Origin of the sequence: Devosia ureilytica (assembly GCF_024273195.1) — a bacterium.
In the GTDB taxonomy this organism is placed as follows: Bacteria; Pseudomonadota; Alphaproteobacteria; order Rhizobiales; family Devosiaceae; genus Devosia; species Devosia ureilytica.
The window spans coordinates 24,687-51,392 of sequence record NZ_JAMZCU010000009.1 but is presented as its reverse complement, the minus strand read 5'-3'; the positions used below and the strand labels follow the sequence as shown (position 1 = coordinate 51,392).

Below are 26,706 nucleotides of genomic sequence, written 5' to 3'. Positions count from 1 at the left end.
CAGATACAAAGAGGCCGGCATGGTCTTAAAAATTTCCGGCACCCCGCTCGCATGGCAAGGGGGCCAAAATGTGCCGGCCGGAAGGGCGTTCACCGGGTTGTCATCTGCAACGGCAATCTGCAACAGCCTCGCCCCGGGGCCAGAAGGTGAGGAAGGTGTGGCCGATTTCGGATACGTTGACAAGCCTTGGCCCCACTCTTACATCTCACCCGCTTTTCATAGAGCATGGGGCCATAGCTGCGCCTTTGGACGCACGGCAACCATGCAATAATTCCGCACACGGGAACCGAGAGGGATTCCCCAAGTTGTGACGAGGCGAAATGGTGCCCGCTAGCGCCCGCATCTGCAGGCCGCCCGCCCCCCAAGCCCCGCCGCTCACAAACAAAGGACCACACACATGGCACTTGCTTCGATTGCCCGGAAAATCTTCGGGTCACCGTCGGACAGGCAGGTCAAGCGGTATCAAGGCAAGGTGGCGGCGATCAATGCGCTGGAGCCTGAACTGGCCAAGCTGAGCGACGACGCGCTCAAGGCGCGCACCGATGAGTTCAGGCGCCAGATCGAACAGGGCGCCAAGCTCGACGACCTGATCGTTCCCGCCTTTGCCACGGTGCGCGAAGCCAGCAAGCGCGTGCTGGGCATGCGTCACTTCGACGTGCAGCTGATCGGCGGCATGGTGATGAACGACCGCTCGATTGCCGAAATGCGGACCGGCGAGGGCAAGACGCTGGTGGCGACACTGCCGATGTATCTCAATGCGCTGACCGGCAAGGGCGCGCATCTGGTGACCGTCAACGACTATCTGGTCAGGCGCGACGCGCAGTGGATGGGCCAGATCTACAATTTCCTCGGTCTCTCCTATGGCATCATCGTGCATGGCATTACCGACGCCGAGCGCAAGGCCGCCTATGCTGCCGATATCACCTATGGCACCAATAACGAGCTGGGCTTCGATTATCTGCGCGACAACATGAAATACACCCGCGCCCAGATGGTGCAGCGCGGGCATGAATTTGCCATTGTCGACGAAGTCGACTCGATCCTGGTTGATGAGGCGCGCACGCCGTTGATCATTTCGGGTCCGGCCGAAGACCGATCAGAACTCTATGTGAAGATCGACGAACTGATGTCGATCATCGAAGAGGGCGATTTCGAGCTGGAAGAAAAGCATCGCTCCGCCACCTTTACCGACCAGGGCGTGGAAAAGCTCGAAGCGGCGCTGGCCGAGGCCGGTCTGCTCAAGGGCGGCTCCATGTATGACGTGGAAAATGTAGCCCTCGTGCACCACGCCAATTCGGCGCTGCGGGCGCACAAGCTCTTCCGCAAGGACAAGGACTATATCGTCCGCCAGACGCCCGAAGGCGGCGACGTGGTGATCATCGACGAATTCTCGGGCCGCATGATGCCGGGCCGCCGCTATTCGGAAGGCCTCCACCAAGCGCTTGAAGCCAAGGAAAAGGTCAAGATCCAGCCCGAGAACCAGACCCTGGCTTCGATCACCTTCCAGAACTATTTCCGCCTCTACAAGAAGCTGGCCGGCATGACCGGTACCGCCGAGACCGAGGCCGAGGAATTTGCCGATATCTATAGCCTGGGTGTCACCACGGTGCCGACCAATCTGCCGGTGCAGCGCATCGACGAGGACGACGCCATTTTCCGCACGGCGGCGGAGAAGTTCGACGCCATCGCCGACCTGATCAAGGAGTGCCAGGAGCGCGGGCAGCCGGTGCTGGTGGGTACGACCTCGATTGAGAAATCGGAGATGCTGGCCGACATCCTGCGCAAGAAGAACGTCGGGCAGATGAATGTGCTCAATGCTCGTCACCACGAGCAGGAAGCCTTTATCGTGGCCGATGCGGGCCTTCCGGGCGCCATCACCATTGCCACCAATATGGCCGGCCGCGGTACCGATATTCAGCTCGGCGGCAATCTCGAAATGCGCATTCAGCGTGAGGCGGGGGAACTCGAAGGCGAGGTCCGGGCTGCCAAGATTGCCCAGATCAAGGAAAAGATCGCCGAGGACAAGCAGAAGGCACTGGCCGCTGGTGGTTTGATGGTGATCGGCACCGAGCGGCATGAAAGCCGCCGCATCGACAACCAGCTGCGTGGCCGTTCGGGCCGTCAGGGCGACCCTGGCCATTCCAAGTTCTTCCTCAGCCTTCAGGATGACCTGATGCGCATCTTCCCGGTGGAAAGCATGGATTCCATGCTGGGCAAGCTGGGCCTGGAGCAGGGCGAAAGCATTACCCATCCCTGGGTCACCAAGGCCATCGAGCGGGCGCAGGGCAAGGTTGAGGCGCGCAATTTCGACATCCGCAAGAACATTCTTAAATACGACGACGTGATGAATGATCAGCGCAAGGTGATCTTCGAGCAGCGTCTCGAATTCATGGATGAGGAAGACGTCAGCGAGACCATCACCGAGATGCGTCATGACGTGGTCGGCAATATCGCGGCCAAGGCCATGCCGCCGCGCTCTTTCCCCGAGCAGTGGAACACCGAGCAGCTCGCTGCTGCGGCCAAGACCTACCTCAATATCGATGTGCCGGTCGCCCAATGGGCCGCCGAGGAGGGCATTGACGCCGAGACGGTCGAAACGCGCATCCGCGAAGCCGCCGACGCCCATATTGCCGCCAAGGCCGAAAAGTATTCGCCAGCCATCATGCGGCAGGTGGAAAAGTCGATCCTGCTGCAATCGGTCGACGGCCTCTGGCGCGAGCATCTGGTGATGCTCGATCACCTCTCCAAGGTGGTGGGCTGGCGCGGTATCGCCCAACGCGATCCGCTCAACGAATACAAGCAGGAAGCCTATGAGCTGTTCCAGGCCATGCTCGGGAACCTGCGCGAGCTGGTGACCACCCAGATCAGCCATGTGGAATTGCAGATCCGCCAGCCAGAGCCGCCAAAGGCGCCCGATCCTAGCCAGTTGATCCAGACCCATATCGACCCGCTGACCGGCGAGAACGATGCCGAGGGCGATGCCCTTGCCAGCCGCGATGGCTTGCCGCCCATCGATCCGAAACTGCTGATTGGCGTGTCGCGCAATGCGCCTTGCCCCTGCGGTTCGGGCAAGAAATTCAAGCACTGCCACGGCGCCTTTGTCTGAGGCGGGCAAGTCTGAACTGGATCAGGGCGGCCTTCGGGTCGCCCTTTTGCTAGCGCGCGTCGCTTTGAGCGGAAGGCATGCCCTGGTCAGCAGGTGACGCGGATCTCCGCGTAGCCGGTGAGGCCCTCGTCGCCGCCCGAGGTGACGGCCAGAGTGCAGGCGCTGCCTGGCAGGGGCGTGGTGCCGCCCGAGGCGACCGAGGTGCCGTCATCGAGGGTGATATAGCCATTGTCGACAAAGCTGACGCTGACGACGGCAGACTGCTCGCAAATGGGATAGCTGTCGCCCGCGGCAACCAACAGGCGCATGCCCTCGGGCAGGCAATCGGCATTCTCATCTGCGGCGCTGGTGGTTTCAGGCGTTGCTGGGGTTGGCGCCGCCGGCATGGGTACATCCTCGCCGCTCACCCGCTGTTCCAGCGCGGCCAGGCGGTCGGTCATGGCTGTCAGGTCGACCGCTTCGCCCGAGCCATTGCGGATGTAGAGATCAAGGCTCACGCGCAATTGCGCCAGCTCGGTGGAGAGGCGCAGTATTTCCCGTTGTCCCTCGGCATAAATCCAGCCTGCAAAGGCAAGGGCGGACATTGCCAAAAGGACGGCGCCAAAAGCCAGTACGCTCGACAACCGCCGCGGGCGGGACAGGTCGCGCGCAGCGGGCCGGCCTGATCGTGGCGCGTCGAGATCCCGCCAGTGGGCTGGTTCCACCTTGACCTCGGGGGAGTGCATCTCATCGATCCCGACCGGTTCGGTGCCATCCGATGACTTGGCGCTTTGTGGCTGGTCCATTGAGGCCTTCACTCGCTTGAGCGACCGCAAGTCGGCCCCAAGTGGGGCAGAAGTTTGACCCGAGCCGGGACGGCGCCTGGGGGCCGGGCCAAGCCGGCTCGATCAGGGGCGCTCGGCGGACGGGGTGGGGAGCGTCGTCGTGGCATCGGTGGCTGGCGCGGCGCCACCAAACAGGCCGCCAATCCCCGAGCCGATGCCGGACATGAAATTGTTGACCGCTTCACCACGCGCCTTGAGCGCGGCTTCCTCGGCGGCCTGGCGTTCGGCGGCTTTCTGGGCGGCTTCGGATTTGCTGGCGAGGTCGGCCTCGTCGGCCTGGAGCTTTGCCGAAAGCGCGGCGTTCTGGACCGATGGCGGGCAGGTGCCGGCCGCATCCAGGGCGCCCGAACCTGCGGGGTTGAAGATATATTGCTTTTCGCACACGTCCCAGACCGGCGGGGTCTTGGTCAGCTCGAAATAGTCGTGGCCTTCCTTGATGTCCTTCCAGAAGTCCATGTGCGGGCTGGTGGAATGCTTGGCCATATTGGCGGTGGTCATGCGGAAGGGAAAAATCTGCAGCTGGAAGCTGGTATTGCCGCCTTTGAAGGTCTCGCGGGCCAGGGCATAAATTTCGGCGATCCCGGCGTCGGTCATGGCGTAGCAGCCGCGCGACGAGCAATCGCCATGCACCATCAGGTCAGAACCGGTGCGGCCATGCACCCGGTCGAACTTGTTGGGAAAGCCGGTGTTGAAGGCCAGGTAGTAATTGGAACGGGGGTTCATCAGGCCCGGCGTGATCGTATAGAAGCCCTCGGGGCTCTGGCGGTCGCCTTCCTTGAACTTGGGGCCAATGTCGCCCGAATAGGCGCAAATCTCATAAGTCTTGAAGAGGCGGTACGTGCCCGAACCGGTCTTTTTCCAAACCTCAAGCACCGCTTCTTCCTTGAAGATGCGCACCACCATGCCCTCGGTGGGCGCGGACCCCATGTTGCGCAGGCCCTGCACGACGCTGCCGGCCAGCGGCACATTGTGGCGATTGTCGCCACCCTTGACGAAATTGGAGCAGGCGGCGAGCCCAACGGCGAGCCAGAGCAGGATGACAATGGCGCCGAGGCGATGAAAAAAGGTGGCAGTCAAGGGAATCCAGCCCGTCACTAAAATGGCCCGACACGGGCGAAGGTTAGCGCAGTATCACCCGGCGCGGTGAACGAAGCCTTTACCATGCGCAAGAGCGGGCCGGAAGCGGGCGCCGATCACGCGGATGTGTAGGGATGGACAAGCGGGCATTACAGGAATGTAATACGCCGTATTACAGAGGGCTCAAATGACGAACACGCCGCTATCCGACCCCATTACCATGCGCCTTCCCCTGGACGTGCTCAAATCGGTCGAAACCATTGCTGCGGCCACGGAGCGCAGCAGGAGCTGGGTCATTGTCCGTGCCTTGCGGTTCTACCTCGCCGGAGAAGGGCGGGAAATCCTCGAAGTTGCTGCGGGCCTTCGCGAGCTGGAAGCAGGGCAGGGCGAGGACATAGATGATGTCATTGCCGACATAGAAAAAATCATACGTGGTGATGCGGCCTGATGCGGGTCAGGCTTTCGCCCGGCGCCGCCAGTTATGTAAGACAGGAAGCTGCCTATTTACGCCAGTACAGCAGAGCGGCCGCGGCGCACTTTGCCGATCAAATAAAATCGGTTCGCCAGCACCTCAAACTCTTCACGGAGGCCGGTTTTGCTGACGCGGGTCTGCCGATGCCTGGCATGCGTCGGCTGGTGCGAGACGGATTCCGAATTGACTACCGCCTACTTGGGGGTGTCATCGAAATTGTCGCGATCTCGCACTCGGTCAATTCGCCGTTGATCGGGCCGTCCGATGATCCCGACTTTGATGGCGAAACCTAAAGGTTCGTCCCGATCGCCAAGAACTTTTCGCGGCGGTGTTCGCGGGTTTCGAGGCGGGATTTGCCGGCAAAGTCCTTGAGGAACTTGTCCAGCGCGGCGCGGGTCGAATCCATGATGACGCCATGGTGGCGATGGGCGCCGCCGGTGGGCTCGGGAATGATGGCGTCGATGACGCCGAAGCCGAGCAGGTCCTGGGCGGTGATCTTTTGGGCCGTTGCCATGTCCTGCGCCTTGGCAGCGTCGCGGAACAGGATCGAGGCGCCCGCTTCGGGCGAAATCACCGAATAGATCGAATTTTCCAGCATCAGCACGCGATTGGCGGTGGCAATGGCAATGGCGCCGCCGGAGCCGCCCTCGCCAATGATGATGGCGATATTGGGCACGCCCAATTCGAGGCCCTTTTCGGTGGAGCGGGCAATGGCCTCGGCCTGACCGCGCTCCTCGGCGCCGATGCCCGGATAGGCGCCGGCGGTATCGACAAAGGAAATCACCGGGACCGAAAAGCGGTCGGCCATGTCCATGATGCGGACGGCCTTGCGATAGCCCTCGGGATTGGCCATGCCGAAATTATGCTTGAGGCGGGTTTCGGTGGAATTGCCCTTTTCCTGGCCGAGGACAGCCACGGGAATGCCGTTGAACCGGCCGAAGCCGGCCTGCAGCGCCGCGTCCTCGCCGAATTTGCGGTCGCCGGCCAGCGGCGTCCATTCGGTGATCAGCGAGCGCACATAGTCGGAGAAATGCGGGCGCTGCGGGTGGCGCGCAACCTGGGTCTTCTGCCAGGGCGTGAGCCTGCGGTAGATCTCGACCAGCGCCTCATCGGCGCGGGCGGACAACCGGTTGACTTCCTCGTCGATGGACACCGCCTGATCGGTCTGTGCCAGCGACTTCAGTTCGGCGATCTTGGCTTCAAGATCGGCGACCGGCTTTTCAAAATCGAGATAAGATTGCATCCCACCGCCCGTAAGGGTCATTGTTTGGCATCAGGCCCTTCGGCCCATGCGTCATGGCCCGCTGCTCTTGCGCGCTAAAGTGGCCGGAAAGTGACGATGGAGCAATGGCAAGTCAAGCTTTGGGCGCGAAATGGTTGGGATTTCGTGACGAGATCTCAGCCATTGGCCAGCGGATGGTGGCTTTCCACCAGATTGCGCAGCTTTTCGTCGAGCACATGGGTGTAGATCTGGGTTGTGGAAATATCGGCGTGGCCGAGCAGCATCTGCACCACACGCAGGTCGGCGCCGCCAGCCAGCAGGTGGCTGGCAAAGGCATGCCGCAGCACATGCGGAGCAACGCGGGCGGCCGAAATACCGGCCCGACCGGCGAGGAGCTTGAGGTCGCGGGCAAAAACCTGGCGGGTGAGATAGCCGTCCGCGCCCTTGGCGGGGAACAGATGCGGGCCGGGCGGCAGCGTGGCAATCCAGGCGCGCACGGCGTCGCGGGCGCGGTCGTTCATGGGTACGACGCGGTCCTTGTTGCCCTTGCCGGTGACAGTGATGAAGGCGGAGTCGCGCATCACTGCCGCTCGTTTCAGGCTCACCAGTTCGGAGACGCGCAGGCCCGTGGCATAGAGCATTTCGAGCAAGACATAGAGCCGCTGGGCGGCGACCTGCTTTTGCGGGCTGGCGGGGGTATTGGCCTCGGTTTCAGCCAGGGACAGCAGCCGGTCGACTTCGGCCACTGAGAGTATCTTGGGCAGGGCGCGGCGCGATTTCGGGCTGGCGACAATGCGGGTCGGATCGTCGCTGCGCAGGCCATCGGCGCAGAGGAATTTGTGGAACTGGCGAATGGCGGAGAGACGCCGGGCGCTGGACGAAGCCGACAGGCCCTCGGATTTGAGGTCGTCGAGCCAGGCATTGACGGTGTCGCGCGTGCTGGTGAGCAGGGTCAGTTTCTGCCCGGCGACAAAGCCGGCATAATGGGCAAGGTCGCGGCGGTAGGCCTCAATGGTATTGGCCGCCGCCCCGCGCTCGGCGCTCATCATTTCGAGGAAGCTGGCGATCAGGTGGCTGCCGCTCATTGGTCGGTGGCGGGCTCGGAGCTGACATTGGGCTGGGGCAGATTGGTGCCGGGGCGGGTGGCCTCGGTTTCGCCCAGCAGCTCGCGCGTCGGGATGCGCTGGCTCACTTCCTTGGGAGTGGGCTTAACAAAGGTGACCAGCGCAAACATGCCGGCATAGACCATGCCCGCCAGAAAGATCAGGGTGATGAGCAGGCGGATCAGGGAGGGCATGGCGAATTCCGGGGGCCGCGTCGAGGCAAGTCTAAAGCGAAATGGTTGCGGTTGTGTTGTGCGGCAGTGTCGCCGAAGCCACGCGCGGGATCAACCGGGGCGCGGCGCGCTTGACAGGCCGGGCCGGGACCGGTTGATAGCGGCGATGAGCGGAGGGCGGCAGGTGAACAAGACGGATGGCGGGTCGCGGCAGGGCCGTGCCCGGGCGGTTGCTGCCCGGTTGGGTGGCCGCCCGCTGGTGCTGGTGGGCATGATGGGCGCGGGCAAGACCACGGTCGGCCGCCGCCTGGCGAACCGTCTTGGCCGGCAATTCATCGACAGCGATGAGGAAATCGAGCGCGCAGCGCAGATGACCATCCCCGAGATTTTCGAGCAGCGCGGCGAAGGCGAATTCCGGGCCGGAGAAATGCGGGTGATTGCCCGGCTGCTCAAGGAAAGCGACATTGTGCTGGCCACTGGCGGTGGCGCCTTCGTCAACCCGGACACACGGGCGCTGGTCAAATCCGAGGCGGTGTCGATCTGGCTCAAGGCTGATCTTGACGTGCTTTTCGAGCGCGTGTCGCGACGTTCCAATCGGCCTCTCCTCAAGACCGCCGACCCTCGGGGCACGCTGGAAAAGCTGATCGCCGACCGCTATCCGCTCTATGAGCAGGCCGACATCACCGTCATCAGCCGCGATGTGCCGCAGGACAATGTGGCCGGCGATGTCATCGTCGCGCTGCTCGAGCACCTCAAGACCCAGAAGGCATGACCATGGCTCAGATCGATCATCAAGTTCACGTCGCCCTGGGTGAGCGCGCCTACGACATTCTGATCGGCCCGAAACTGATGGATGAGGCCGGCGCGATCCTCAAGGAGAAGTTCCCAGGGCGACGCTATGGCATTGTCACCGACGAAACCGTGGCCAGGGCGCAATTGCCGCGCCTGACGGCCAGCCTTGATGCGGCGGGCCTGGTCCATGACACCATCGTGCTGCCAGCCGGGGAAAGCACCAAGAGCTATACCATGCTCGAAAAGGTGGTCGAGGGCCTTTTGGCGGCAAGGCTCGAGCGCGGTGACCTGGTGATTGCACTGGGCGGTGGTGTCATTGGCGACCTGGCCGGTTTTGCCGCTTCGGTGACGCGGCGCGGCATGGATTTCGTGCAGATCCCCACCTCGCTCCTGGCGCAGGTGGATTCCTCGGTCGGTGGCAAGACCGGCATCAATTCGCCCCATGGCAAGAACCTGGTTGGCGCCTTTCACCAGCCCAGGCTGGTGCTTGCCGATCTTTCGGCGCTCGACACTCTGGCACCGCGCCAGTTCGCTGCCGGCTATGCCGAGGTGGTCAAATATGGGTTGATCGACGACCCGGCGTTTTTCGAATGGCTCGAGGCCAATCGCGTCGAGATCTTTGCCGGTGGTCCGGCGCGCGGCGAGGCGATTGCCCGCTGCTGTGCCCACAAGGCCCGCGTCGTCATCGAAGACGAAAAAGAGATTGGGGTTCGGGCGCTGCTCAATCTGGGGCACACCTTCGGTCATGCGCTCGAAAAGGACACCGGTTATTCCGACCGCCTGCTGCATGGCGAAGGCGTCAGCATCGGCATGGTGTTGGCGCATGGCTTTTCCAACAGGCTGGGCCTGGCGCCGGGGCAGGACAGCGGCCGGGTGGCGGCGCATCTCGAGGCGGCGGGCCTGCCGGTCCGGCTGGGCGATATTCCGGGCGATCTCGGCTCGACCGATGTGCTGATGGCCGCCATTGCCCAGGACAAGAAAGTGTCGCGCGGCGCGCTGACCTTCATCCTCACCCGGGGCATTGGCCGGGCTTTTATTGAAAAGAATGTCGATCCGGGAGCGGTTCGCGCCTATCTCGACGACATGCGAGGAGCGTGAGCATGGCACTGTGGTTGACCTCGGCCGGCATCGTGTTGCTGCTGGCGATGAGCTTTTTCTTTTCCGGTTCGGAAACGGCCCTGACCGCATCGTCGCGGGCGCGCATGCACCAATTGGCGCGCGCGGGCGACAAGCGCGCTGTGCTGGTGGAAAAGCTGACCAGCGAGAAGGAGCGGCTGATCGGCGCCATCCTTTTGGGCAATAATGTCGTCAACATCCTCGCCTCGACCCTGGCGGCCAGCGTGCTGATTGCGCTCTTCGGGGAGGCGGGCATTGCCTATGCCACTATCGCCATGACGGCGGCGGTGGTGATCTTTTCCGAAGTGCTGCCCAAGACGCTGGCGCTGATGCGCCCCGATGGTTTTGCGCTGGGCGTGGCGCCCCTGGTTCGCATCGTCGTCATCGTCTTTGCCCCGGTGACGCTGGCGGTGCAGGCCATCGTCAACACCATCCTCAAATTGTTCGGCCTGGACGCGAGCAATGTCAGCGCGATTTCCGGCCATGACGAAATCCGCGGCACGTTGGACCTGCTCCATTCCGAGGGGGAAGTGGTCAAGGGAGACCGCGACATGCTCGGTGGCCTGCTCGATCTGCGCGACCTCGTGGTCAGCGACGTCATGGTGCACCGCACCCAATTGCTGGCGCTCGATGTGACCATGGGAGCTGAAGAGCTGGTCAAGGCGGTGCTCGAAAGCGCTTATACGCGTATCCCGCTCTATCAGGGCGAGACCGACGATATTGTGGGCATCATCCATGCCAAGGATGTGCTGCGGGCGCTGATGGCAGTGGATGGCGATGCCAGCAAGGTCGACATTCGCCAAATCATGAGCAAGCCCTGGTTCATTCCGCAATCAACCCCGGTGCAGGTGCAGCTTTCGGCCTTCCTCAAGCGCCATTCGCATATGGCGCTGGTGCTGGACGAATATGGGGTGCTTGAGGGTCTGGTGACGCTCGAGGACATCATCGAGGAGATTGTAGGGGATATTTCCGACGAACATGACGAGCCCGACGATGAGGCCGTGTTCGGCATCGACAAGCAGGATGATGGCAGCTTCATCATCGACGCCAGCATTGCCATTCGCGACATCAACCGCCTGCTCGACTGGGACCTGCCAGACGACAAGGCCAATACCGTGGCCGGCATTGTCATCACCGCAGCCAAGCTGATCCCCGAGCCGGGTCACCAGGTCGATGCCCATGGCTTTACCTTCCGCGTTCTGGAACGGGATCGTCAGCGGGTGTCGAAGGTGAGGATCACACCGATCAAGCGGGGTGGCGAAGGCGGGGCGGGTTGATTATATGGAGCCGGACGGCAGCACCTCGATGGCGAGGGCGTGAACGCTGGCCTTCATTTCATCGTCAAGCGCGAGCATGACAGCGCGGTGTTGCGCTACCCGGCTCATCCCGTCAAAATCACGGGTCGCGATTCTGACACGAAAATGGGTTTCACCACCTTCGCGCCAACCGGCATGACCGTGGTGCGACGCAGATTCATCGATCACCTCCAGGTGGAGGGGTGCAAATTTTTCGCTGAGCTTGGCATGGATCGTGTCCGTCATGGACATGGTGTCGGCTCCAGTTCCTGAATTGAAAACGTAACTAGGCGCAATGAAACAGCAATCCAAGCTTTTCGATAACATCCGCATCCGGCCGCGCCGGGAGGAAAAGCTCGAACCGGTCGAAATCCAATGCGATTGGGAAGGCTGCGAGGCTCCTGGCGAGTTCAAGGCGCCCAAGGGCGTGCGGTCGGAAGGCCAGTATCATAATTTCTGCCTTGAGCATGTGCGGCATTACAACAAGGCCTTCAACTATTTCGCCGGCATGAGCCCGGACGAATTGGATGAGGCCCTGCATGCCCCGCCCAAGGCCGAATCGCGCTCGACTTTTGCCACCGGCAATCCCGGCACGGCCCGCGCCGCCGGGCGCAGCGCCGCCCAGCCCGGGGATAAATATGGCGACCCGTTCGGCGTTTTCGCGCGCTATCGCTACCAGCAGTCCAAGCGCCCGGCCGCCGAACGCGTCAAGCCGCTCAACGAGCCGGATCGACGGGCGCTCGAAACCCTTGGCATCCTTGGCCATGCCAAGTCCGACGAGATCAAGGCGGCCTATAAGGGGCTGGTCAAGAAGCACCATCCCGACGTCAATGGCGGCGACGCTTCGTCCGAAGAACGCCTGCGCACCGTGATTGCGGCCTATACGCATCTTAAAAAAATGGGATTTGTGACGCGCTGACCCTTGCCCTTCCGGCATCGACGCACCGCCAGCCCAAGACTACCCGGCCCGTCACATTGCTGCTATAGAGCCACCGCCTTCCGAGAATTTCTTCCGCATTTTCAAGAGCCCGACCATGACTGAATTCGCCAATCTGCCTGACACCGAGTACAAGGCTCGGGACCTTTTCGGCATCGATACCGATATGGTGGTCAAGGGCTACAAGAACCGCACCGACCATGTGCCGCCGGTCGATCCTGATTATCTGTTCGACCGCAATACGACGCTGGCCATCCTGGCCGGCTTTGCGCACAATCGCCGCGTCATGGTGCAGGGCTATCACGGCACCGGCAAGTCGACCCATATCGAGCAGGTCGCGGCGCGGCTCAATTGGCCGCTGGTGCGTGTCAATCTCGATAGCCACGTGTCGCGTATCGATCTCGTTGGCAAGGACGCCATCGTCCTCAAGGACGGCAAGCAGATCACCGAATTCCGCGACGGCATCCTGCCTTGGGCCGTGCAGAACAATGTGGCGCTGGTGTTCGACGAATATGACGCCGGTCGTCCTGACGTGATGTTCGTGATCCAGCGCGTGCTGGAGCAGTCGGGCCGGCTGACGTTGCTCGACCAGAACCGCGTCATCGTGCCCCATCCGGCGTTCCGGCTGTTCTCGACCACCAATACCATTGGTCTGGGCGACACCTCGGGGCTTTATCATGGCACCCAGCAGATCAACCAGGGTCAGATGGACCGCTGGAGCATCGTGACGACGCTCAATTATCTGCCGCATGACAAGGAAGTCGGCATCGTGCTGGCCAAGAACAAGAGCTATGGCGAGACCGAAAAAGGCAAGAAGCAGATCGCCAATATGGTGCGCCTGGCCGATCTCACCCGTTCGGCCTTCATCAATGGCGATATCTCGACAGTCATGTCGCCTCGCGGCGTGATCACCTGGGCTGAGAATGCCGTCATCTTCGGTGGCGATATTGGCTTTGCCTTCCGCCTGACCTTCCTTAACAAATGCGACGAGCTCGAACGCCCGGTGGTGGCCGAGTTCTATCAGCGCGTGTTCGGCGAAGACCTGCCGGAAAGCTCCGCCAACCTGGCGATCATGGCCTAATTTGAAGGCCCCCTCACCCGGCCCTTCGGGCCGACCTCTCCCCCAAGGGGGAGGTGCAGGGGGTCCGGCGTTTCTCACCTCTCCCTTGGGGGAGAGGTCGCCGCGCAGCGGCGGGTGAGGGGGCCTTCCCCCAACCGACGAGCATCCAGATGGCAATTCCTCCACGCAACAAGGCGAACAAGCCCGACCAGACCCAGGCCTTCAAATCGGCCATGGGGGCGACGGTGCGCGCCATTGGCGGCAAGGCTGACCTTGAGGTGAGCTTCACCGCTGATCGGCCGCTATTGACCTCGGACAAGGCGCGGCTGGCCAATTTGCCCCGCCTGCCCACCAGGCGCGATATTGCCATTGCCCGCGGGCAGGGTGACGCCATGGCCATGCGGCTGGCCAGCCACGACCCCGAGGCGCATCGCAAGCGCTCCCCCATGGACCCGCAGGCGCGGGCGGCCTTTGATGCGCTCGAACAGGCGAGGGTGGAATCGCTGGGGTGCATTCGCATGCCGGGCATGACCGGCAATATCCATGAAATGCTGGAAGATCGGCTGTTCCGGGCCAATTTCGCCGAGGTCGATGACAAGGGCGATGCGCCGCTGGCCGAAGCCTTGGGCCTGATCCTCCGCGAAAAACTGGCAGGGGTCGCGGTGCCGCCCTCGGGCCATGCCCTGGTTGATCTCTGGCGCGCCGAAATCGAGGCCAAGGCGGGTTCGTCGCTCGATGGGCTGCTCACGGCCTATGAGGACCAGGAGGATTTTTCGCGCGCCGCCCGCAAGGTGCTGCACGATCTCAACCTCATCGCTGAAAGCGATATGCAGGACCCTGCCGACGCTGACGATGACGCCAATGAGGACAACCAGCCCGAACAGGCCCAGGGGTCCGACGAAGCGCCCGAGCAGGGTGATGGAGAGAACGAGAGCCAGGATTCCGAGGACGACCAGCAGGCCGGCGAAAGCGAAGAGACCGGCGACGTCGAGGGCATGGAAGCCGATATGGCCGATGCCGACGAGGATGCCGAGGCCGAGGCGGGCGAAGATGCGCCCATGCCCCCGCCCGCCAAGGATGGCGGCGAGCGCGGCTCCAATCAGTTCAACTACAAGGTCTTCACCCAGAAATACGACGAGATCGTCAAGGCCGCCGAGCTGTGTCCGCCGGACGAACTCGACCAGTTGCGGGCCCTGCTCGACAAGCAGCTCGAAAACCTTGCCGGGGCCGTTGCGCGGCTGGCCAACAAGCTGCAGCGCCGGCTGATGGCCAAGCAGAACCGCAGCTGGCAGTTCGACCTCGAAGAGGGTCTGCTGGATTCGGCGCGCCTCACCCGCGTGGTAACCGATCCGATGCAGGCGCTCAGCTTCAAGGTCGAGAACGACACCGACTTCCGCGATACTGTGGTGACGCTGCTCATCGACAATTCCGGGTCGATGCGCGGACGCCCAATTACCATCGCTGCCATTTGCGGCGATATTCTCGCGCGCACGCTGGAGCGCTGCGGGGTGAAGGTCGAGATCCTGGGCTTCACCACCCGCGCCTGGAAGGGCGGCAAGAGCCGGGAAGCCTGGCTCGAAGCCAATCGCCCGGCCAATCCGGGCCGCGTCAACGACATCCGCCACATCATTTACAAGGCCGCCGACGAGCCCTGGCGCCATGCAAGGCGCAATCTCGGGCTGATGATGCGCGAAGGTCTGCTCAAGGAAAACATCGATGGCGAGGCGCTTGAATGGGCGCGCAAGCGTTTGATGGCCCGACCCGAGCAGCGCCGCATCATGATGGTGATTTCCGATGGCGCGCCGGTTGACGACTCGACCCAGTCGGTCAACGCCGGCAATTACCTCGAAGCCCATTTGCGCCAGGTGATCGAGGATATCGAAACCCGCTCGCCCATCCAGCTGGTGGCGGTGGGCATTGGCCATGACGTGACGCGCTACTATCGCCGCGCCGTGACTTTGCTTGATGCCGAGGAATTGGCCGGAGCGCTGACCGACGAGCTGGCCTCGCTGTTCGACGAGGAAATGCCGGCCCAGACCCGCAGGCGGACCCGGGGATGATCTCGCGCCGTGCCCTGATCGCCGCGCTGCTGCTCCTGGCCTCGCCGGCCGGGGCGGTAGAGGCGACGGTCAGCGCGGCGCCAGTGACGCGGTTCAGGGGCGCCGAGATCGACCAGCCCGTCGAAGGGCTGATCTTTCGCGGTGGTCTGACCCTGCAAAGCCCCGACGATACCTTTGGTGGGCTCTCCAGCGTCACCCAGACGGGTCCCGACCAACGCATCGCTTTCATCACGGATCGGGGCAATTTCGTCGCCGGGCAATTGGCCTATGACGAGGCCGACCGGCTGATCGGGGTGATTGGCGTCAGCATCGAGCCGATGGAAAATTCGGGCGGCGCAGTGCTGCCGCGCCAATATGCGCGCGACGCCGAGGGCATGGACACGATCTGGCGCAATGGCGAGGCGGTGGCGGTGCGCGTCGGTTTCGAGCATTTGACGCGGGTCGCCGACTTTTCCATCAGTGATGGCAAGCCGGGCGGCGCGGCGCGCGAGATTGCCATTCCGCAATGGCTCAGCGACGAGCGCACCAATGAAACATTGGAATCGGTGTGTATCGCCCCGCCGGCCTCGCCCATTGCCGGCTCGACGTTGCTGCTGACCGAAGAGGCGCTCGACGCCGATGGCAATCATCGCGGCGAGCTGTTGGGCGTCAATGACAAGGGGCCGATTGGCTATACCAACAGCCCCATCGTCAATCCGACCGACTGCAAGTTCCTGCCCAATGGCGACCTTCTGGTGCTCGAACGCGGCGTGTCGCTGTTTACCTTTGTGATGAACTTGCGGCTTGTGCCGGCGGCCGAGGTGCGGCCCGGCAATCTGATGAGCGGCGAACTGCTGCTCACGGCGCAGGGCGGGGAGATCGACAATATGGAAAGCCTGATGGTGCACCAGACCCCGGCCGGCGAGACGCGTATCCTCATCGGCTCGGACAATAATTTCAACGACTGGCAGCGGACGCTGCTGCTGGAATTCGCGCTGCCGCAATAGCGCGCAGGTCCACCCTCTCCCGCAAGGGAGAGGGGGCAGCCGGTGGGCCTTAAGCCGCCACGGGCATCCGGCTCAGCACAAGGTCGCGGACGGTCTTGTAGGGCGCCAGCATCAGCAAGGCCATCACCAGCTTGACGAGGAAATCGCCGAGCGCCAGCGACTGCCAGAGTTCAACTTCAGCACCGACGCCGAGCAGTGGCGCGGGGAAGGCGAGCGAACCGTCTTCCATGCCGAAGAACAGGTCGATGCCAGCGAAGGCCGGGGCCATGGCGAGGGTAAAGAAGATGATGGTGTCGAGCGCCGAGGAGACCAGCGAGGAAAACATCGGCGCGTGCCACCAGGCGCTGTTGCGCAGGCGGTGGAAAATGGAAATGTCGAGCAGTTGCGCCACAAGGAAGGCCGTGCCCGAGGCAATAGCGATGCGTGGAGTGGCCAGCCAGATCGAAAGGATCACGGCGACGACAAAGCCGGCAACGACGACCAGGCGCGCGCGATGCGGGCCGAAGGCGCGGTTGGACAGATCGGTCACGAGAAAGGCCACGGGGTAGGTGAAAGCGCCCCAGGTGAGGATGTCACCAAGGTTGACGCCGCCCAGCATGGCGTCGACGGGGAATTGCACGAGGACATTGGAGGCGGCGACAACGGCCACCATGGCGGCCACGGCCACCAGGAAACGGGACAGCATCGGACTGTTCTTTCATGTTACCGCCAGCCGGCATCAGACCGGAGCGGGAAAAGCAAACCGCGCGAAGCTTTCGCAACGCGCGGCTCAATTCCTATCAGGAAATCGCTTAGACGGCGAGGGCCGCGCGAACTTCCTTCTTGATGCCCAGAGCCAGTGGGCTCAGGTCGGCATCGTCCTGCTTGAGCAGGAACGCATCCAGACCACCGCGGTGCTCGACGGTGCGCAGGGCAGCGGCGGCAATGCGCAGCTTGACCGAACGGTTGAGGGCGTCCGAGATCAGGGTGACGTTCACCAGATTGGGGAGAAAGCGACGGCGGGTACGGTTCAGGGCGTGAGAAACATTGTTGCCCACCATAACACCCTTGCCGGTCAATTCGCAGCGACGTGCCATTTTGGAGATATCCTGTTTGTGTAAAGGTCCTGCGTGGCGGGGTATCCCGCAACGGGCCTCGATTGTCATGAAATCTGGCGCGTCTTTAGAGAATATGGCCCGGCCCGTCAAGCCAAAGGGCCAAGCAAACCGGCGCGAGCGCCTTGCTTGTGTCCCATGAGGGCGGCAATTTGGGCATGATTTGTGATTCGTCCTGCCCCAAAGCTACGCTGCCGGGCACCAGCAGCCGAGAAGTCAGCCCGTGATCCGTCCAGCCCTAGCCCTCTTCGCCGCCCTCGTGCCTTTCAATGCCCAGGTGGCGATTGCAGCGCCGGTTGATGCGACCGCCAGCTATGTGGTCACGGTGGGCGGCATCAATGTGGCGCTGGTCGATATCGATCTTGATGACAATGGGGCCAGCTATAGTCTCGATCTCTCGGCCAAGGTGACGGGGCTCGGCTCGGTGGTGGCCAGTGGCACAGCCAGCGCCATGGCTTCGGGCGCGTCAGCAGGATCGAGCCTGCAATCGCAGCGCTTCACGCTCGAAACCCGCGCCAATGGCGAGCAGTTCAATGTCAGCGTCAATTTTGCCGGTCGTGAGGTCAGCGCCTTCCAGGTCGAGCCGCCGGTGCTGGATAATTACGACCGCGTGCCGTTGGAGCGCTCGCACCTGAGTGGAGTGGGCGATTTTCTCTCGGCCTTCGTGCTCAAGGGCAATGGCCTGGAACAGAGCCTTTGCGAGCGCACGCACAGGGTCTTTACCGGTGTCGAGCGCTTTGACATCCGTACCGCCTTTCTAGACTTCGACGAGGCAACATCGCCACGCACCGGCTATCAGGGGCCGCTGGTCGCCTGCTCGCTGAGTTACAAGCCGGTATCTGGGCATTTCGAAAGCTCGGAGATGACCAATTATCTGGCCGAGACCAGCCGGATGATCATCTGGTACGCGCCGCTGGGCGAGAGCGGCTACTTTATCCCCTATCGGGTCAACATCGGCACCTCGATGGGCGATCTCTCCATGGTGCTGACCGGCGCCACGCAGTAGGTCGCTGTCCCGCTTTGTGACGGTCAACGGCTTTTTCATCAATTTTGCATGGGCAAGGCCCAGTAAGCGCGGCGTCCGCCGGTTAACGGCCGGGCGGCTTTCGCTTTTTCGCCGGTAAGAGAGTTGCAGCACCTGGCGCAAAAGCGCGGAAATTAGCGGGATGTTTACCGGTGTGAAGGCGAATTTGCCTTTCTCGCCAATCCTTTGAACGGTCTAGCGTGCTGACGTCCGCTGCCCCACTAGATGTGGTGTGGAACAAAGCGGCATTGGTGATTCTGCCCCGATTCTGTCCGCTTTCGTTCCGGTTTTGGGCCAAGGGTTAATGGCCCCGGTCAAGGTGGCGGTAAACTGTCCCGGAGCGGGAAATGATGGCGGGCGTCGTGCCCGCGGCGCTGGGCGCGCGCCGTCAACGAGATCGCGTGAGGTCGAGGCCGCCGCTTTGGGGCACACAGGGTCGCGAGCCCCTGTCCCAAACCGGCACGTCAATTCGGTTTATTCTCAAAACCGCGCCGAAAACCCCAGGACATGGGCACGTGTCAGTGTGAAGACCGTAAAAATATTGATGTAGCAAGCGTTTACCTTGCCTTCAGCTTTGCCCCGTTTGGCGTGAAATTAACCTGCTGTTCAGCATTCTGAACGGATTTGCGCCGCAAAAGCCGCCCGGGCCGGCCAATCGGCTCTTGCTTGTGCAGAATCGCTTGGGGGCACCACCAGATGTAGCCGTGAACAAACCCGGATTCAGTGAGTCTCATCGATTCGGTTCTGTTTCGTTCTGCCTCCGTTCCAGCGATTAAGCCCTGTGACCGAACCATGACAAAACCGTCCTTTGCTGGGACAAGTTGGAAAGGCCCCTCGCAAGCGCGACGGCGACGCCCTAAATAGGGGGCGATGAGCTTTTCTCCTTCCCATTCGGTCAAGGCCATTCTCGGGCCTACCAATACCGGCAAGACCTATTTCGCCATTGAGCGCATGCTGGCCCATCCCACCGGGATGATTGGCCTGCCGCTGCGTTTGCTGGCACGCGAGGTCTATCAGCGCGTGGTGGAGCGCGTGGGCGAGCAGGCGGTGGCGCTGGTCACCGGCGAAGAGCGCATCGTGCCCGCCAAGCCGCGCTATTGGGTGGCAACGGTGGAAGCCATGCCCATGGATATCCATGTCGATTGCGTGGCGGTGGACGAGATCCAGACCGCCATCGACTTCGACCGGGGCCATGTGTTCACGGACCGCATTCTCAAGGCGCGCGGCCAGCACGAAACGCTGCTCTTGGGGTCAGCGACCATGGCCGGGGTGGTGCGCAAGCTCATTCCGCATGCCGAAATCATCGACCGGCCGCGCTTTTCACAACTGACCTATGCCGGGTCCAAGAAGATTTCCCGCCAGCCGGCGCGGTCGGCCATCGTCGCCTTCTCGGCGCGGCAGGTCTATGCGATTGCCGAATTGATCCGTCGCGAACGCGGCGGCGCGGCGGTGGTGATGGGGGCGCTTTCGCCACGCACCCGCAATGCCCAGGTCGAGCTCTACCAGAATGGCGACGTGGATTTTCTCGTGGCCACCGACGCGATCGGCATGGGGCTCAATCTCGATATCCACCACGTCGCCTTTGCCGATGACAGCAAGTTCGACGGGCACCAGAGCCGCCCGCTGACGCCATCCGAGCTTGGGCAGATCGCCGGTCGTGCCGGCCGCCACAAGCACAATGGTACTTTTGGGGTCACCGGGGGCACCGAAGGGTTCGACGAGGAAATGGTGGTGGCGCTCGAAACCCACGATTTCCAGCCGATCAAGCAGGTGCAGTGGCGCAATTCCGATCTCAATTTCGCCTCGATCGAGGCCTTGCGCAATTCGCTCGAACTGGTGCCGCAGGACCGCACGCTGACCCGCGTACCGATTGCCACCGATCAGCACGCCCTCGAATTTCTCATGCGCAATGAGGCTGGCGCGCTGGCGCGCGGCCACGATGCGGTCAAACTGCTTTGGGAATGTTGCCAGATTCCCGACTATCAGGGGATCTCACCGGCGGCGCATGGCGAGATTGTCACGCGGATCTATTCGGATTTGAGACGAATTGGATCGGTCAAGGCAGATTGGATTGCCGAGCAGGTGCGGTTTTGCGACAATGCGGAAGGTGACATTGATACACTTAGCAATCGGATCAAGCAGATCCGGACCTGGACCTTTGTCGCCAACCGAAAAAACTGGCTTGAAGACCCCGCTTATTGGCGCGAAAAGACGCGAGACATTGAGGACCGCCTGAGCGACGCTTTGCACGAGCGTCTCACTCAGCGCTTCGTGGACAGGCGCACCAGCGTGTTGCTCCGCCATCTGAAAGACAAACGTATGGTATCTCCCGAAATTAACAGCCAAGGCGAAGTGCGGCTGGAAGGCCACCTCATCGGCACGCTCGAAGGCTTCCGCTTCACCCTGGCGCGCAATGATGGCGACATGGACGCCAAGGGATTGCGCGGTGCCGCCGAATCGGTGGTCGCCCCGGAGATGCACAATCGTGCCGAACGATTGGGCGGCGCGCCAAATGAAGAGTTCGTGTTGACCACCGACGGGCGCCTGCGCTGGCGCGGCGAAGTGGTGGCCGAACTGGCCGAGGGCGACAGCCTTTACCGCCCCCGTATCATCATGCTGGCCGATGAGGCGCTGACCGGACCTGACCTCGAAAAGGTGCAGGATCGCCTCTCGCTCTGGCTGCGCCATCACATCAATACCGTGCTCGAGCAGGTCATGGCGCTCGAAGCCCCGGCCGATCTGGAAGGCACGGCGCGTGGCCTCGCCTACCAGATTTTCGAGCATATTGGCCTGTTGCCCCGCGCTGCGGTGGCCGACGAGGTCAAGGGGCTCGACCAGGATGTGCGCGGCAAATTGCGCAAGCTCGGCATCAAGTTCGGCGCCTATCACATCTATCTGCCGCTCTCGCTCAAGCCCGCTCCGCGCGAACTGGCGCTGATCCTGTTCGCGCTGAAAAATGGCGGCGTGCGCCAGCCCGGCGTCACCGATATTCCCCATATCGTGCTTTCCGGCCGCACCTCGTTTCTGGTGGACCCGGAAGTGGACACGAGGCTTTACGAGATCGCCGGCTTCAAGGTCGCGGGCAAGCGTGCCGTGCGTGTCGATATTCTCGAACGCCTTGCCGATATCATCCGCCCGCTGATCGCGCTCGATGCCGGCCGCCCCTATCAGGGTGAACTGCCGGTCGGCGCCGCCGAGGGCAATGGTTTCCGCGTCACCGTGGAAATGACCAGCCTCCTTGGTTGCTCGGGCGAGGATTTCACCTCGATCCTGACATCGCTGGGATATCGGGTGCGCCGCACGCCCAAGGTTGCGGCTCCGGCCGTGCCCGCCGAAGCGTCGGCGGAAACTCCGGCGCTCGAGGCCAGCCTTGAAGCTGCGCCGGCCAGCCTCGAGCCGGTCGATGAAGCCGCACCTGAAGCGCCTGCCGAAGTGCCCGCCGCTAATGTGGATGTGCTTGAGGGCGTCGCGCCGGATGCCGCACCCGCGGACGCCGCGCCAGCCGAGCCGGAATTCGACGAGGTCTGGTTCCCCGGCGGCCGTCGCCACAATGACAATCGCCGCCCCGAGGGCAAAACCCGCCGCGAAGCCGAAGCCGATGGTGAACCGGGCGCCCGCCGCAGTGATCGCCCGCGCCACAATGGCCATGGCAAGCGTCGTCCCGAAGGGGAAGTGCAGCAGCCTCGTCCGCAGGGTGCGCGGCCCGCTGGCAAGGGGCGCAATGACAATCGTCCGCGTCCCGACAAGGTCGATCGCCCTGAGCGCAATGATCGGCGCCCGCCGCGCGAGGAGCGCAAGGTGGTCTTTGATCCTGATAGCCCGTTTGCCGCCCTCGCCGCCCTGCGCGGCAAGTCGGAATAATTGGCAGGGCCGGTCGATACCCCGCTCCGCAAGGAGCGGCTCGACCGGTTCCTGTTTTTCTCGCGCGCCGTCAAATCGCGCACCCTGGCGCAGAAAATCATCGAAAGCGGCGCGATACGGGTCAATTCCGAGCGCACCGACCGCACTGACATCAAGGTTGGCGCGGGCGACGTGCTGACCATGGCGCTCAACAATCGCATCGTTGTGTGGCGGCTGCTCGATTGTGGCACGCGCCGCGGTCCGGCAAGCGAAGCGCAGGCGCTTTACGAGGATATTTCGCCGCCGCCGGTGCCGCGCGCCGAAATGTCGCCCTATGAGGCCGCAATTGCCGAACGTGGCGCCGGCGCTGGGCGTCCCACCAAGAAGGAGCGCCGCGACACCGATCGCCTGTTGGGCGGGAACGACGACTGAGATTTGCCTTTCAGCCCGCACCGCGACCCTTGANGGCGCCGGCGCTGGGCGTCCCACCAAGAAGGAGCGCCGCGACACCGATCGCCTGTTGGGCGGGAACGACGACTGAGATTTGCCTTTCAGCCCGCACCGCGACCCTTGATCCTTCTCTCCTCAAACCTCTCCACCGGAGAGGTTTGCCCTTCGGGACGGGTCGAAGCCCACAAGGGTGAGGGAGACGATGAACATCGGCGCTGCAATCCTTCGCCTCCCTCCTCTCGATGGGGAGGGAATGAGGGTGGGGTGAAGCCACAGGCGCTGATATTTCCGTATAGATTTCTGGTTGGGCAGATTTTTCGAAGCCAGTTCAAACCTGCGCCAAAGCGTCCCCTCTGACGGCCTTGCGATGGAGCGGAAAACGGTTTAGCACCGGACCCGTTGAGACAGGCGGGCTGACCTGCCCCCAAGGGGTCGGACCGCAACGAGATGGGATCGCCTCCTAGATGACTTATATCGTCACCGACAATTGCATTGCCTGCAAATATACCGACTGTGTGGAAGTGTGTCCGGTGGACTGCTTTTACGAGGGCGAGAACATGCTGGTGATCCACCCTGACGAGTGCATCGACTGCGGCGTGTGCGAACCCGAATGTCCCGCGGAAGCGATCAAGCCCGATACCGAAAGCGGGCTGGACGAGTGGCTGGCCCTCAACACCAAGTTCGCCGCCGCCTGGCCGAACCTGACCGAGCGGCGCGAACCGCTGCCCGAAGCAAAAGAACGTGACGGCGAGGATGGCAAGCTTGCCAAGTATTTCTCGGAAGCGCCGGGCGAGGGCGACTGAGCTCCGGCCCAGGTCACGGGCTGTCATTTTTGCGAGACATGACAAGGGTTTGTCATGGTTTGGTCACATCACCCCGTCGGCTGGATCGATCCACTGACGGCGCTGTGATTCGTATATTTTGATTCTGCTGAAAAATTGTGCTATGGTGTCACCATATGCAGTTGAGCCCATCACCCAGCCGTGCCGCTAAGGCACGATTTTTTTGACCCTCTGACAAAGCTGAAACATGGCGTTCCGGATAAGCGGACCGGACCGACATGGGGTTTTACTGTGCTTAAGCGCCCGGGTCGGGTGCCAAACGAGTAGGAATGGCAGGTCCTTGCCGCAAGGAATCAGCCATTTGGGGCGTCAACAAGGAGTTCGAAGCATATGGTAGCCAAGAAGCAGCAGCAGCGGCTCGGGTTCAGGACAGGTGAACCTGTCGTTTATCCCGCACATGGCGTCGGCATGATCGTCGCCATTGATGAGCAGGAAGTCGCTGGCCTGGTGTTGGAGCTGTTCGTGATCAGCTTCGAGCAGGACAAGCTGACCCTTCGCGTCCCTGTGGCCAAGGTCAAGTCCGTCGGCATGCGCAAGCTGGCCGAAGAGGACGAAGTCAACAAGGCGCTCGAGACCGTCACCGGTCGTGCCCGCGTCAAGCGCACCATGTGGTCGCGCCGCGCGCAGGAATATGAAGCCAAGATCAATTCGGGCGATCTGATCGCCATCTCCGAAGTGGTGCGCGACCTGTACCGCTCCGAAGACCAGCCCGAGCAGTCCTATTCGGAACGTCAGCTGTTCGAGCAGGCCATGGATCGCATGAGCCGCGAGATCGGTGCCGTGCGTAAGCTCACCCTCACCGAGGCCGTGCAGTTGATCGAAAAGCAGCTCGCCAAGAGCCCGAAGCGCTCCAAGGCCGATGCGGCTGATGCCGAAAGCGACGAGGAAGCTGCGTAAGTCCTTCGTCTCGAAACACATTTGAAAGAGGCCGGTGGCAACACCGGCCTTTTTTGTTGGCTAGGGCAGTTCACTTGCTGGAAACGCTCTAGATCATTTCACACTCAGGCTAACGTGGTTCCATCGCCTCCCTCCCCCTTGTGGGACCGAGGGTGGGGGTGTCGGCATGTCCTCTTGCTCGGAGCCTTTGGAGGTCGCGTCACCCCCACCCCAGCTCTGCTATGGCCTGTCGGCCTAGCGTCGCTACCCTCCCCACAAGGGGGAGGGAGGAAAAAGGGCCGCGCGTTCAACGTGAAACGCTCTAGTTCAGCCGATAGCGGCCGCCGTGAAGTGCTGCGCTGATCGCAGCAATCGCGGCCTCGCGTGTTCGCCCGCTGACATCGAGCGCATGGCCTTCGTACGCGCCCAAGTCGGCAAATTCGGCGTGCAGGCCTGCCACCACGTCCGGGTCTGCCAGGCTGTCGCCGCCCCGGGCCGAACAGCGGGCGACGGCTTCCTCGACGCTGGTGCGCAGCACGACATAGTGCAGGGGCAGGCCGAGCGCCGCAAAGGCCGGCAGCGCCCAGGGGCGAATGACCCCATCAAGCGCCACGAAATAGCCGTTGCGCGCATAGGTGCCGGCAACACTGGCCGCAATTTCCATGACCATCTGGTTCTGCGCGTGCGAGTCCGGTAGCCAGGGGTCGATCTTGCCGGTCTTGATATAGCCCCAGAAATCATCGGAATGCAGATGCACCTTGGGCACACCTGGCAAATGCGCCAGCGTCTCGGCCGAGGTGGTCTTGCCCGATCCGGGATGGCCGGAGAGGATCAGGATTTCGCCAGCGGGCAGGTCCATCAACTGTCTCCCACGCGCAGCGATTCATAAGAGATCATCACATGCTCGACAAAGGCCGGGTGCTGGGTCAGCTCAGAATAGTAGCGCTCGATGTGAGGCAGGGCCGGGCGAGCAATAGGGATGTCAAAAAAGCGGTAGAGCACATGGCCGAACTGGATGTCGGCCAGGGTAAAATCATCACTGGCCAGATGAGTGTTAGTCGACAATCGCGTTTCAGCGATGGCAAGGAATGGCACCAGCTTGGCCAGGGCATCGGCAATGACCGTTGGCTCCTGTTTGGAGGGCGCGGTGCGCACCACGCGCCAGAAAATCGGGCCGGTAAAGTTCATAGCCACGTTAAGCTTGGCCCATTCGGCCCATTTGTCGATCTGGGCACGCTGCAGCGGATCGGCGGGCCACAAACTGACGGTCCCATAGCGAGCCGCCAAGTAGCGCAGAATGGCGCCGGTTTCCCACAAAGGCTCGCAATCGCCATCTTGAAGGACTGGCACCGTGCCATTGGGGTTCATGGCCAGGAATTGCGTTGTGTCATTGCCGCCATGGACATGGCCGATATCGTGTCGCTGACAGTCCAGCCCCAGCTCACCAATGCACCACATCAGCGCCTGCACATTGGAGGAGGTCTTGCGGCCCCAGACGGTCAGGGTCATGCACCCACTCCGCCCGATGGGCCAAGCACATCCTTCATGCTGACCATGGCGCTGCCGGGTCGCAAGGGTTTTTGCTGGCTTTCATGGGGCACCCAGCCGGCCAGCCAGATTACTTCGAGCGTGGCCCGGACGCGGCCGTCGGCATCGGCGTCGCGTTCGGCATAGGCCTGCGCTGCTGCGGCCAGCAATGAGCGGGTGGCAAAGCGGCGCGGCCTGTCGCTGAGCGGATTGCTGGCGCCCAGCGCTTTTAGTTCGGCCATCAGCGCGAAGGGGGTGGCATAGCGCACGCGGTGGGTTTCGACATCGGCCACCGGCAGGGCAAAGCCGGCGCGTTGCAACAGGGCCCCGGCATCGCGCACCTGCGCCATGGGTGCAATGCGGGCCGAGGCGCCGCCGGACACGGCCAGGTCAGCAGAAAGGAAAGCCTCGCGCAGTTCGGCAAGGCTTTCGCCACCGACAAACGCCGCCAGCAGCAGGCCATCAGGCTTGAGCCGGCGGCGCAGGCGCGCGAGGTGCCCTGGCACGTCGTTGACCGCCTGGAGGTGCAATAACGAGACGATCAGATCCTGCTCGCCCTCGGGCAGTTCGGGAAACTCGGCACCCGTGAAGGCTTCCACCCGCTGGAGCGTGACCGGGCCATTGGCGGTTGCAAGAGTTTGGGGGAGCGTTGCGGCGTCCGGGCCGATCAGCACGGCGCGGGTGAAGTCGCGTTTATAGGCGCTGAGGCGGTCGGCCAGATCGTCCAGCACGAGGTCGCGGACGAAGTTGTCGGCGGACGGACGGCGGGCGAGGTTGCGGGCAATCTGGTCAGCATCGAACAGGCGGGGTGGGGTGGTCATCGCAGGGGC

Annotated in this window: 26 protein-coding genes; 15 read left to right on the top strand and 11 right to left on the bottom strand. The window is 62.6% G+C overall.

Features of this window, described 5'->3' with window-relative positions:
• The first annotated feature begins 397 nt into the window (after positions 1-397).
• A complete protein-coding gene (gene secA, locus NIM87_RS17880; RefSeq protein ID WP_254676099.1) occupies positions 398-3,106 on the top strand; it encodes a preprotein translocase subunit SecA in 2,709 nt (902 codons plus the stop codon).
• Positions 3,107-3,192: 86 nt separating this feature from the next.
• Here the strand turns inward: secA and NIM87_RS17875 are convergent, their stop codons facing one another.
• A complete protein-coding gene (locus NIM87_RS17875; protein WP_254676098.1) occupies positions 3,193-3,891 on the bottom strand; it encodes a hypothetical protein in 699 nt (232 codons plus the stop codon).
• A gap of 102 nt (positions 3,892-3,993) precedes the next feature.
• Positions 3,994-5,007, bottom strand: a complete 1,014-nt coding sequence (locus tag NIM87_RS17870; RefSeq protein ID WP_254676097.1) for a L,D-transpeptidase family protein — start codon at positions 5,005-5,007, stop codon at positions 3,994-3,996.
• Positions 5,008-5,194: 187 nt separating this feature from the next.
• On the opposite strand from NIM87_RS17870, the gene NIM87_RS17865 reads away from it, so the two are divergent.
• On the top strand, positions 5,195-5,455 hold the full coding sequence (locus NIM87_RS17865; RefSeq protein ID WP_254676096.1) for a CopG family ribbon-helix-helix protein: 261 nt from the start codon (positions 5,195-5,197) through the stop codon (positions 5,453-5,455).
• A complete protein-coding gene (locus tag NIM87_RS17860; protein ID WP_254676095.1) occupies positions 5,455-5,772 on the top strand; it encodes a type II toxin-antitoxin system RelE/ParE family toxin in 318 nt (105 codons plus the stop codon). Before NIM87_RS17865 ends, NIM87_RS17860 begins: the two co-directional genes overlap by 1 nt.
• Here the strand turns inward: NIM87_RS17860 and NIM87_RS17855 are convergent.
• The 3 genes from NIM87_RS17855 to NIM87_RS18760 form a co-directional block, all read right to left on the bottom strand.
• Positions 5,769-6,722 (bottom strand): acetyl-CoA carboxylase carboxyltransferase subunit alpha, encoded by a 954-nt coding sequence (locus tag NIM87_RS17855; RefSeq protein WP_254676094.1) that lies wholly within the window; start codon positions 6,720-6,722, stop codon positions 5,769-5,771. The two genes, NIM87_RS17860 and NIM87_RS17855, sit on opposite strands and share 4 nt — an antisense overlap.
• Before the next feature lie 155 nt (positions 6,723-6,877).
• Complete coding sequence (locus NIM87_RS17850) at positions 6,878-7,786, bottom strand: site-specific tyrosine recombinase XerD (protein ID WP_254676093.1); 909 nt, start codon at positions 7,784-7,786, stop codon at positions 6,878-6,880.
• Positions 7,783-7,998 (bottom strand): histidine kinase, encoded by a 216-nt coding sequence (locus tag NIM87_RS18760; protein ID WP_332017535.1) that lies wholly within the window; start codon positions 7,996-7,998, stop codon positions 7,783-7,785. Before NIM87_RS18760 ends, NIM87_RS17850 begins: the two co-directional genes overlap by 4 nt.
• A 163-nt stretch (positions 7,999-8,161) precedes the next feature.
• On the opposite strand from NIM87_RS18760, the gene NIM87_RS17840 reads away from it, so the two are divergent.
• Genes NIM87_RS17840 through NIM87_RS17830 form a run of 3 tightly spaced genes read left to right on the top strand, consistent with a single transcriptional unit; the run spans position 8,162 to position 11,162 of the window.
• Entirely contained in the window at positions 8,162-8,749 is a 588-nt protein-coding gene (locus NIM87_RS17840; RefSeq protein WP_254676092.1) for a shikimate kinase, read from the top strand.
• A gap of 2 nt (positions 8,750-8,751) precedes the next feature.
• Positions 8,752-9,867 carry a 3-dehydroquinate synthase gene (gene aroB / locus NIM87_RS17835; protein ID WP_408640094.1) on the top strand — a complete coding sequence of 372 codons (1,116 nt, stop codon included), beginning with the start codon at positions 8,752-8,754 and terminating at the stop codon, positions 9,865-9,867.
• A gap of 2 nt (positions 9,868-9,869) precedes the next feature.
• Positions 9,870-11,162, top strand: coding sequence for an HlyC/CorC family transporter (locus NIM87_RS17830; RefSeq protein WP_254676090.1), 1,293 nt, complete (start codon positions 9,870-9,872; stop codon positions 11,160-11,162).
• On the opposite strand, the gene NIM87_RS17825 is transcribed toward NIM87_RS17830, so the two are convergent.
• Entirely contained in the window at positions 11,163-11,432 is a 270-nt protein-coding gene (locus NIM87_RS17825; protein ID WP_254676088.1) for a BolA family protein, read from the bottom strand. It lies immediately after the preceding gene.
• A 43-nt stretch (positions 11,433-11,475) separates the two neighbouring features.
• On the opposite strand from NIM87_RS17825, the gene NIM87_RS17820 reads away from it, so the two are divergent.
• The 4 genes from NIM87_RS17820 to NIM87_RS17805 all read left to right on the top strand — a co-directional run bounded on the left by NIM87_RS17820 (position 11,476) and on the right by NIM87_RS17805 (position 16,223).
• Complete coding sequence (locus NIM87_RS17820; protein WP_254676087.1) at positions 11,476-12,099, top strand: J domain-containing protein; 624 nt, start codon at positions 11,476-11,478, stop codon at positions 12,097-12,099.
• 115 nt (positions 12,100-12,214) lie between these two features.
• Positions 12,215-13,198, top strand: a complete 984-nt coding sequence (cobS, locus tag NIM87_RS17815; RefSeq protein WP_254676086.1) for a cobaltochelatase subunit CobS — start codon at positions 12,215-12,217, stop codon at positions 13,196-13,198.
• Positions 13,199-13,347: 149 nt separating this feature from the next.
• Positions 13,348-15,237, top strand: a complete 1,890-nt coding sequence (gene cobT, locus NIM87_RS17810; protein ID WP_254676085.1) for a cobaltochelatase subunit CobT — start codon at positions 13,348-13,350, stop codon at positions 15,235-15,237.
• On the top strand, positions 15,234-16,223 hold the full coding sequence (locus NIM87_RS17805) for an esterase-like activity of phytase family protein (RefSeq protein WP_254676083.1): 990 nt from the start codon (positions 15,234-15,236) through the stop codon (positions 16,221-16,223). Before cobT ends, NIM87_RS17805 begins: the two co-directional genes overlap by 4 nt.
• A 49-nt stretch (positions 16,224-16,272) precedes the next feature.
• Here NIM87_RS17805 and NIM87_RS17800 read toward each other — a convergent pair whose 3' ends face one another.
• A complete protein-coding gene (locus NIM87_RS17800) occupies positions 16,273-16,908 on the bottom strand; it encodes a queuosine precursor transporter (protein ID WP_254676080.1) in 636 nt (211 codons plus the stop codon).
• Positions 16,909-17,014: 106 nt separating this feature from the next.
• Positions 17,015-17,299, bottom strand: a complete 285-nt coding sequence (gene rpmB / locus NIM87_RS17795) for a 50S ribosomal protein L28 (RefSeq protein ID WP_254676079.1) — start codon at positions 17,297-17,299, stop codon at positions 17,015-17,017.
• 241 nt (positions 17,300-17,540) lie between these two features.
• On the opposite strand from rpmB, the gene NIM87_RS17790 reads away from it, so the two are divergent.
• The 5 genes from NIM87_RS17790 (at position 17,541) to NIM87_RS17770 (ending at position 24,370) form a co-directional block, all read left to right on the top strand.
• Positions 17,541-18,323 (top strand): DUF3108 domain-containing protein, encoded by a 783-nt coding sequence (locus tag NIM87_RS17790; RefSeq protein WP_254676078.1) that lies wholly within the window; start codon positions 17,541-17,543, stop codon positions 18,321-18,323.
• An 888-nt stretch (positions 18,324-19,211) separates the two neighbouring features.
• Entirely contained in the window at positions 19,212-22,202 is a 2,991-nt protein-coding gene (locus NIM87_RS17785; RefSeq protein ID WP_254676077.1) for a helicase-related protein, read from the top strand.
• Positions 22,203-22,613, top strand: a complete 411-nt coding sequence (locus NIM87_RS17780; protein WP_254676076.1) for an RNA-binding S4 domain-containing protein — start codon at positions 22,203-22,205, stop codon at positions 22,611-22,613.
• A gap of 482 nt (positions 22,614-23,095) precedes the next feature.
• Positions 23,096-23,434: a ferredoxin FdxA gene (gene fdxA / locus NIM87_RS17775; protein WP_254676075.1), complete on the top strand. Its 339-nt coding sequence runs from the start codon at positions 23,096-23,098 to the stop codon at positions 23,432-23,434.
• A gap of 369 nt (positions 23,435-23,803) precedes the next feature.
• Positions 23,804-24,370: a CarD family transcriptional regulator gene (locus NIM87_RS17770; RefSeq protein WP_254676074.1), complete on the top strand. Its 567-nt coding sequence runs from the start codon at positions 23,804-23,806 to the stop codon at positions 24,368-24,370.
• 301 nt (positions 24,371-24,671) lie between these two features.
• Here the strand turns inward: NIM87_RS17770 and NIM87_RS17765 are convergent, their stop codons facing one another.
• Genes NIM87_RS17765 through NIM87_RS17755 form a run of 3 tightly spaced genes read right to left on the bottom strand, consistent with a single transcriptional unit; the run spans position 24,672 to position 26,697 of the window.
• A complete protein-coding gene (locus NIM87_RS17765; RefSeq protein ID WP_254676073.1) occupies positions 24,672-25,208 on the bottom strand; it encodes an ATP-binding protein in 537 nt (178 codons plus the stop codon).
• Positions 25,208-25,858 (bottom strand): glutathione S-transferase family protein, encoded by a 651-nt coding sequence (locus tag NIM87_RS17760; protein WP_254676072.1) that lies wholly within the window; start codon positions 25,856-25,858, stop codon positions 25,208-25,210. The genes NIM87_RS17765 and NIM87_RS17760 overlap by 1 nt, the downstream gene beginning before the upstream one ends.
• Positions 25,855-26,697, bottom strand: a complete 843-nt coding sequence (locus NIM87_RS17755; RefSeq protein ID WP_254676071.1) for a methyltransferase domain-containing protein — start codon at positions 26,695-26,697, stop codon at positions 25,855-25,857. The genes NIM87_RS17760 and NIM87_RS17755 overlap by 4 nt, the downstream gene beginning before the upstream one ends.
• Between the last annotated feature and the right edge of the window lie 9 nt (positions 26,698-26,706).

Excerpts from the sequence above, each read along its gene's own strand:
- NIM87_RS17760 (WP_254676072.1), bottom strand. The coding sequence starts at position 25,858 with ATGACCCTGACCGTCTGGGGCCGCAAGACCTCCTCCAATGTGCAGGCG.
- secA (WP_254676099.1), top strand. The coding sequence starts at position 398 with ATGGCACTTGCTTCGATTGCCCGGAAAATCTTCGGGTCACCGTCGGAC.
- NIM87_RS17820 (WP_254676087.1), top strand. The coding sequence starts at position 11,476 with ATGAAACAGCAATCCAAGCTTTTCGATAACATCCGCATCCGGCCGCGC.
- NIM87_RS17830 (WP_254676090.1), top strand. The coding sequence starts at position 9,870 with ATGGCACTGTGGTTGACCTCGGCCGGCATCGTGTTGCTGCTGGCGATG.
- cobS (WP_254676086.1), top strand. The coding sequence starts at position 12,215 with ATGACTGAATTCGCCAATCTGCCTGACACCGAGTACAAGGCTCGGGAC.
- NIM87_RS17860 (WP_254676095.1), top strand. The coding sequence starts at position 5,455 with ATGCGGGTCAGGCTTTCGCCCGGCGCCGCCAGTTATGTAAGACAGGAA.
- NIM87_RS18760 (WP_332017535.1), bottom strand. The coding sequence starts at position 7,998 with ATGCCCTCCCTGATCCGCCTGCTCATCACCCTGATCTTTCTGGCGGGC.
- NIM87_RS17785 (WP_254676077.1), top strand. The coding sequence starts at position 19,212 with ATGAGCTTTTCTCCTTCCCATTCGGTCAAGGCCATTCTCGGGCCTACC.
- NIM87_RS17765 (WP_254676073.1), bottom strand. The coding sequence starts at position 25,208 with ATGGACCTGCCCGCTGGCGAAATCCTGATCCTCTCCGGCCATCCCGGA.
- NIM87_RS17850 (WP_254676093.1), bottom strand. The coding sequence starts at position 7,786 with ATGAGCGGCAGCCACCTGATCGCCAGCTTCCTCGAAATGATGAGCGCC.
- NIM87_RS17805 (WP_254676083.1), top strand. The coding sequence starts at position 15,234 with ATGATCTCGCGCCGTGCCCTGATCGCCGCGCTGCTGCTCCTGGCCTCG.
- NIM87_RS17755 (WP_254676071.1), bottom strand. The coding sequence starts at position 26,697 with ATGACCACCCCACCCCGCCTGTTCGATGCTGACCAGATTGCCCGCAAC.
- NIM87_RS17800 (WP_254676080.1), bottom strand. The coding sequence starts at position 16,908 with ATGCTGTCCCGTTTCCTGGTGGCCGTGGCCGCCATGGTGGCCGTTGTC.
- NIM87_RS17770 (WP_254676074.1), top strand. The coding sequence starts at position 23,804 with ATGGTAGCCAAGAAGCAGCAGCAGCGGCTCGGGTTCAGGACAGGTGAA.
- NIM87_RS17875 (WP_254676098.1), bottom strand. The coding sequence starts at position 3,891 with ATGGACCAGCCACAAAGCGCCAAGTCATCGGATGGCACCGAACCGGTC.
- cobT (WP_254676085.1), top strand. The coding sequence starts at position 13,348 with ATGGCAATTCCTCCACGCAACAAGGCGAACAAGCCCGACCAGACCCAG.
- NIM87_RS17865 (WP_254676096.1), top strand. The coding sequence starts at position 5,195 with ATGACGAACACGCCGCTATCCGACCCCATTACCATGCGCCTTCCCCTG.
- NIM87_RS17855 (WP_254676094.1), bottom strand. The coding sequence starts at position 6,722 with ATGCAATCTTATCTCGATTTTGAAAAGCCGGTCGCCGATCTTGAAGCC.
- fdxA (WP_254676075.1), top strand. The coding sequence starts at position 23,096 with ATGACTTATATCGTCACCGACAATTGCATTGCCTGCAAATATACCGAC.
- aroB (WP_408640094.1), top strand. The coding sequence starts at position 8,752 with ATGGCTCAGATCGATCATCAAGTTCACGTCGCCCTGGGTGAGCGCGCC.
- NIM87_RS17825 (WP_254676088.1), bottom strand. The coding sequence starts at position 11,432 with ATGTCCATGACGGACACGATCCATGCCAAGCTCAGCGAAAAATTTGCA.
- rpmB (WP_254676079.1), bottom strand. The coding sequence starts at position 17,299 with ATGGCACGTCGCTGCGAATTGACCGGCAAGGGTGTTATGGTGGGCAAC.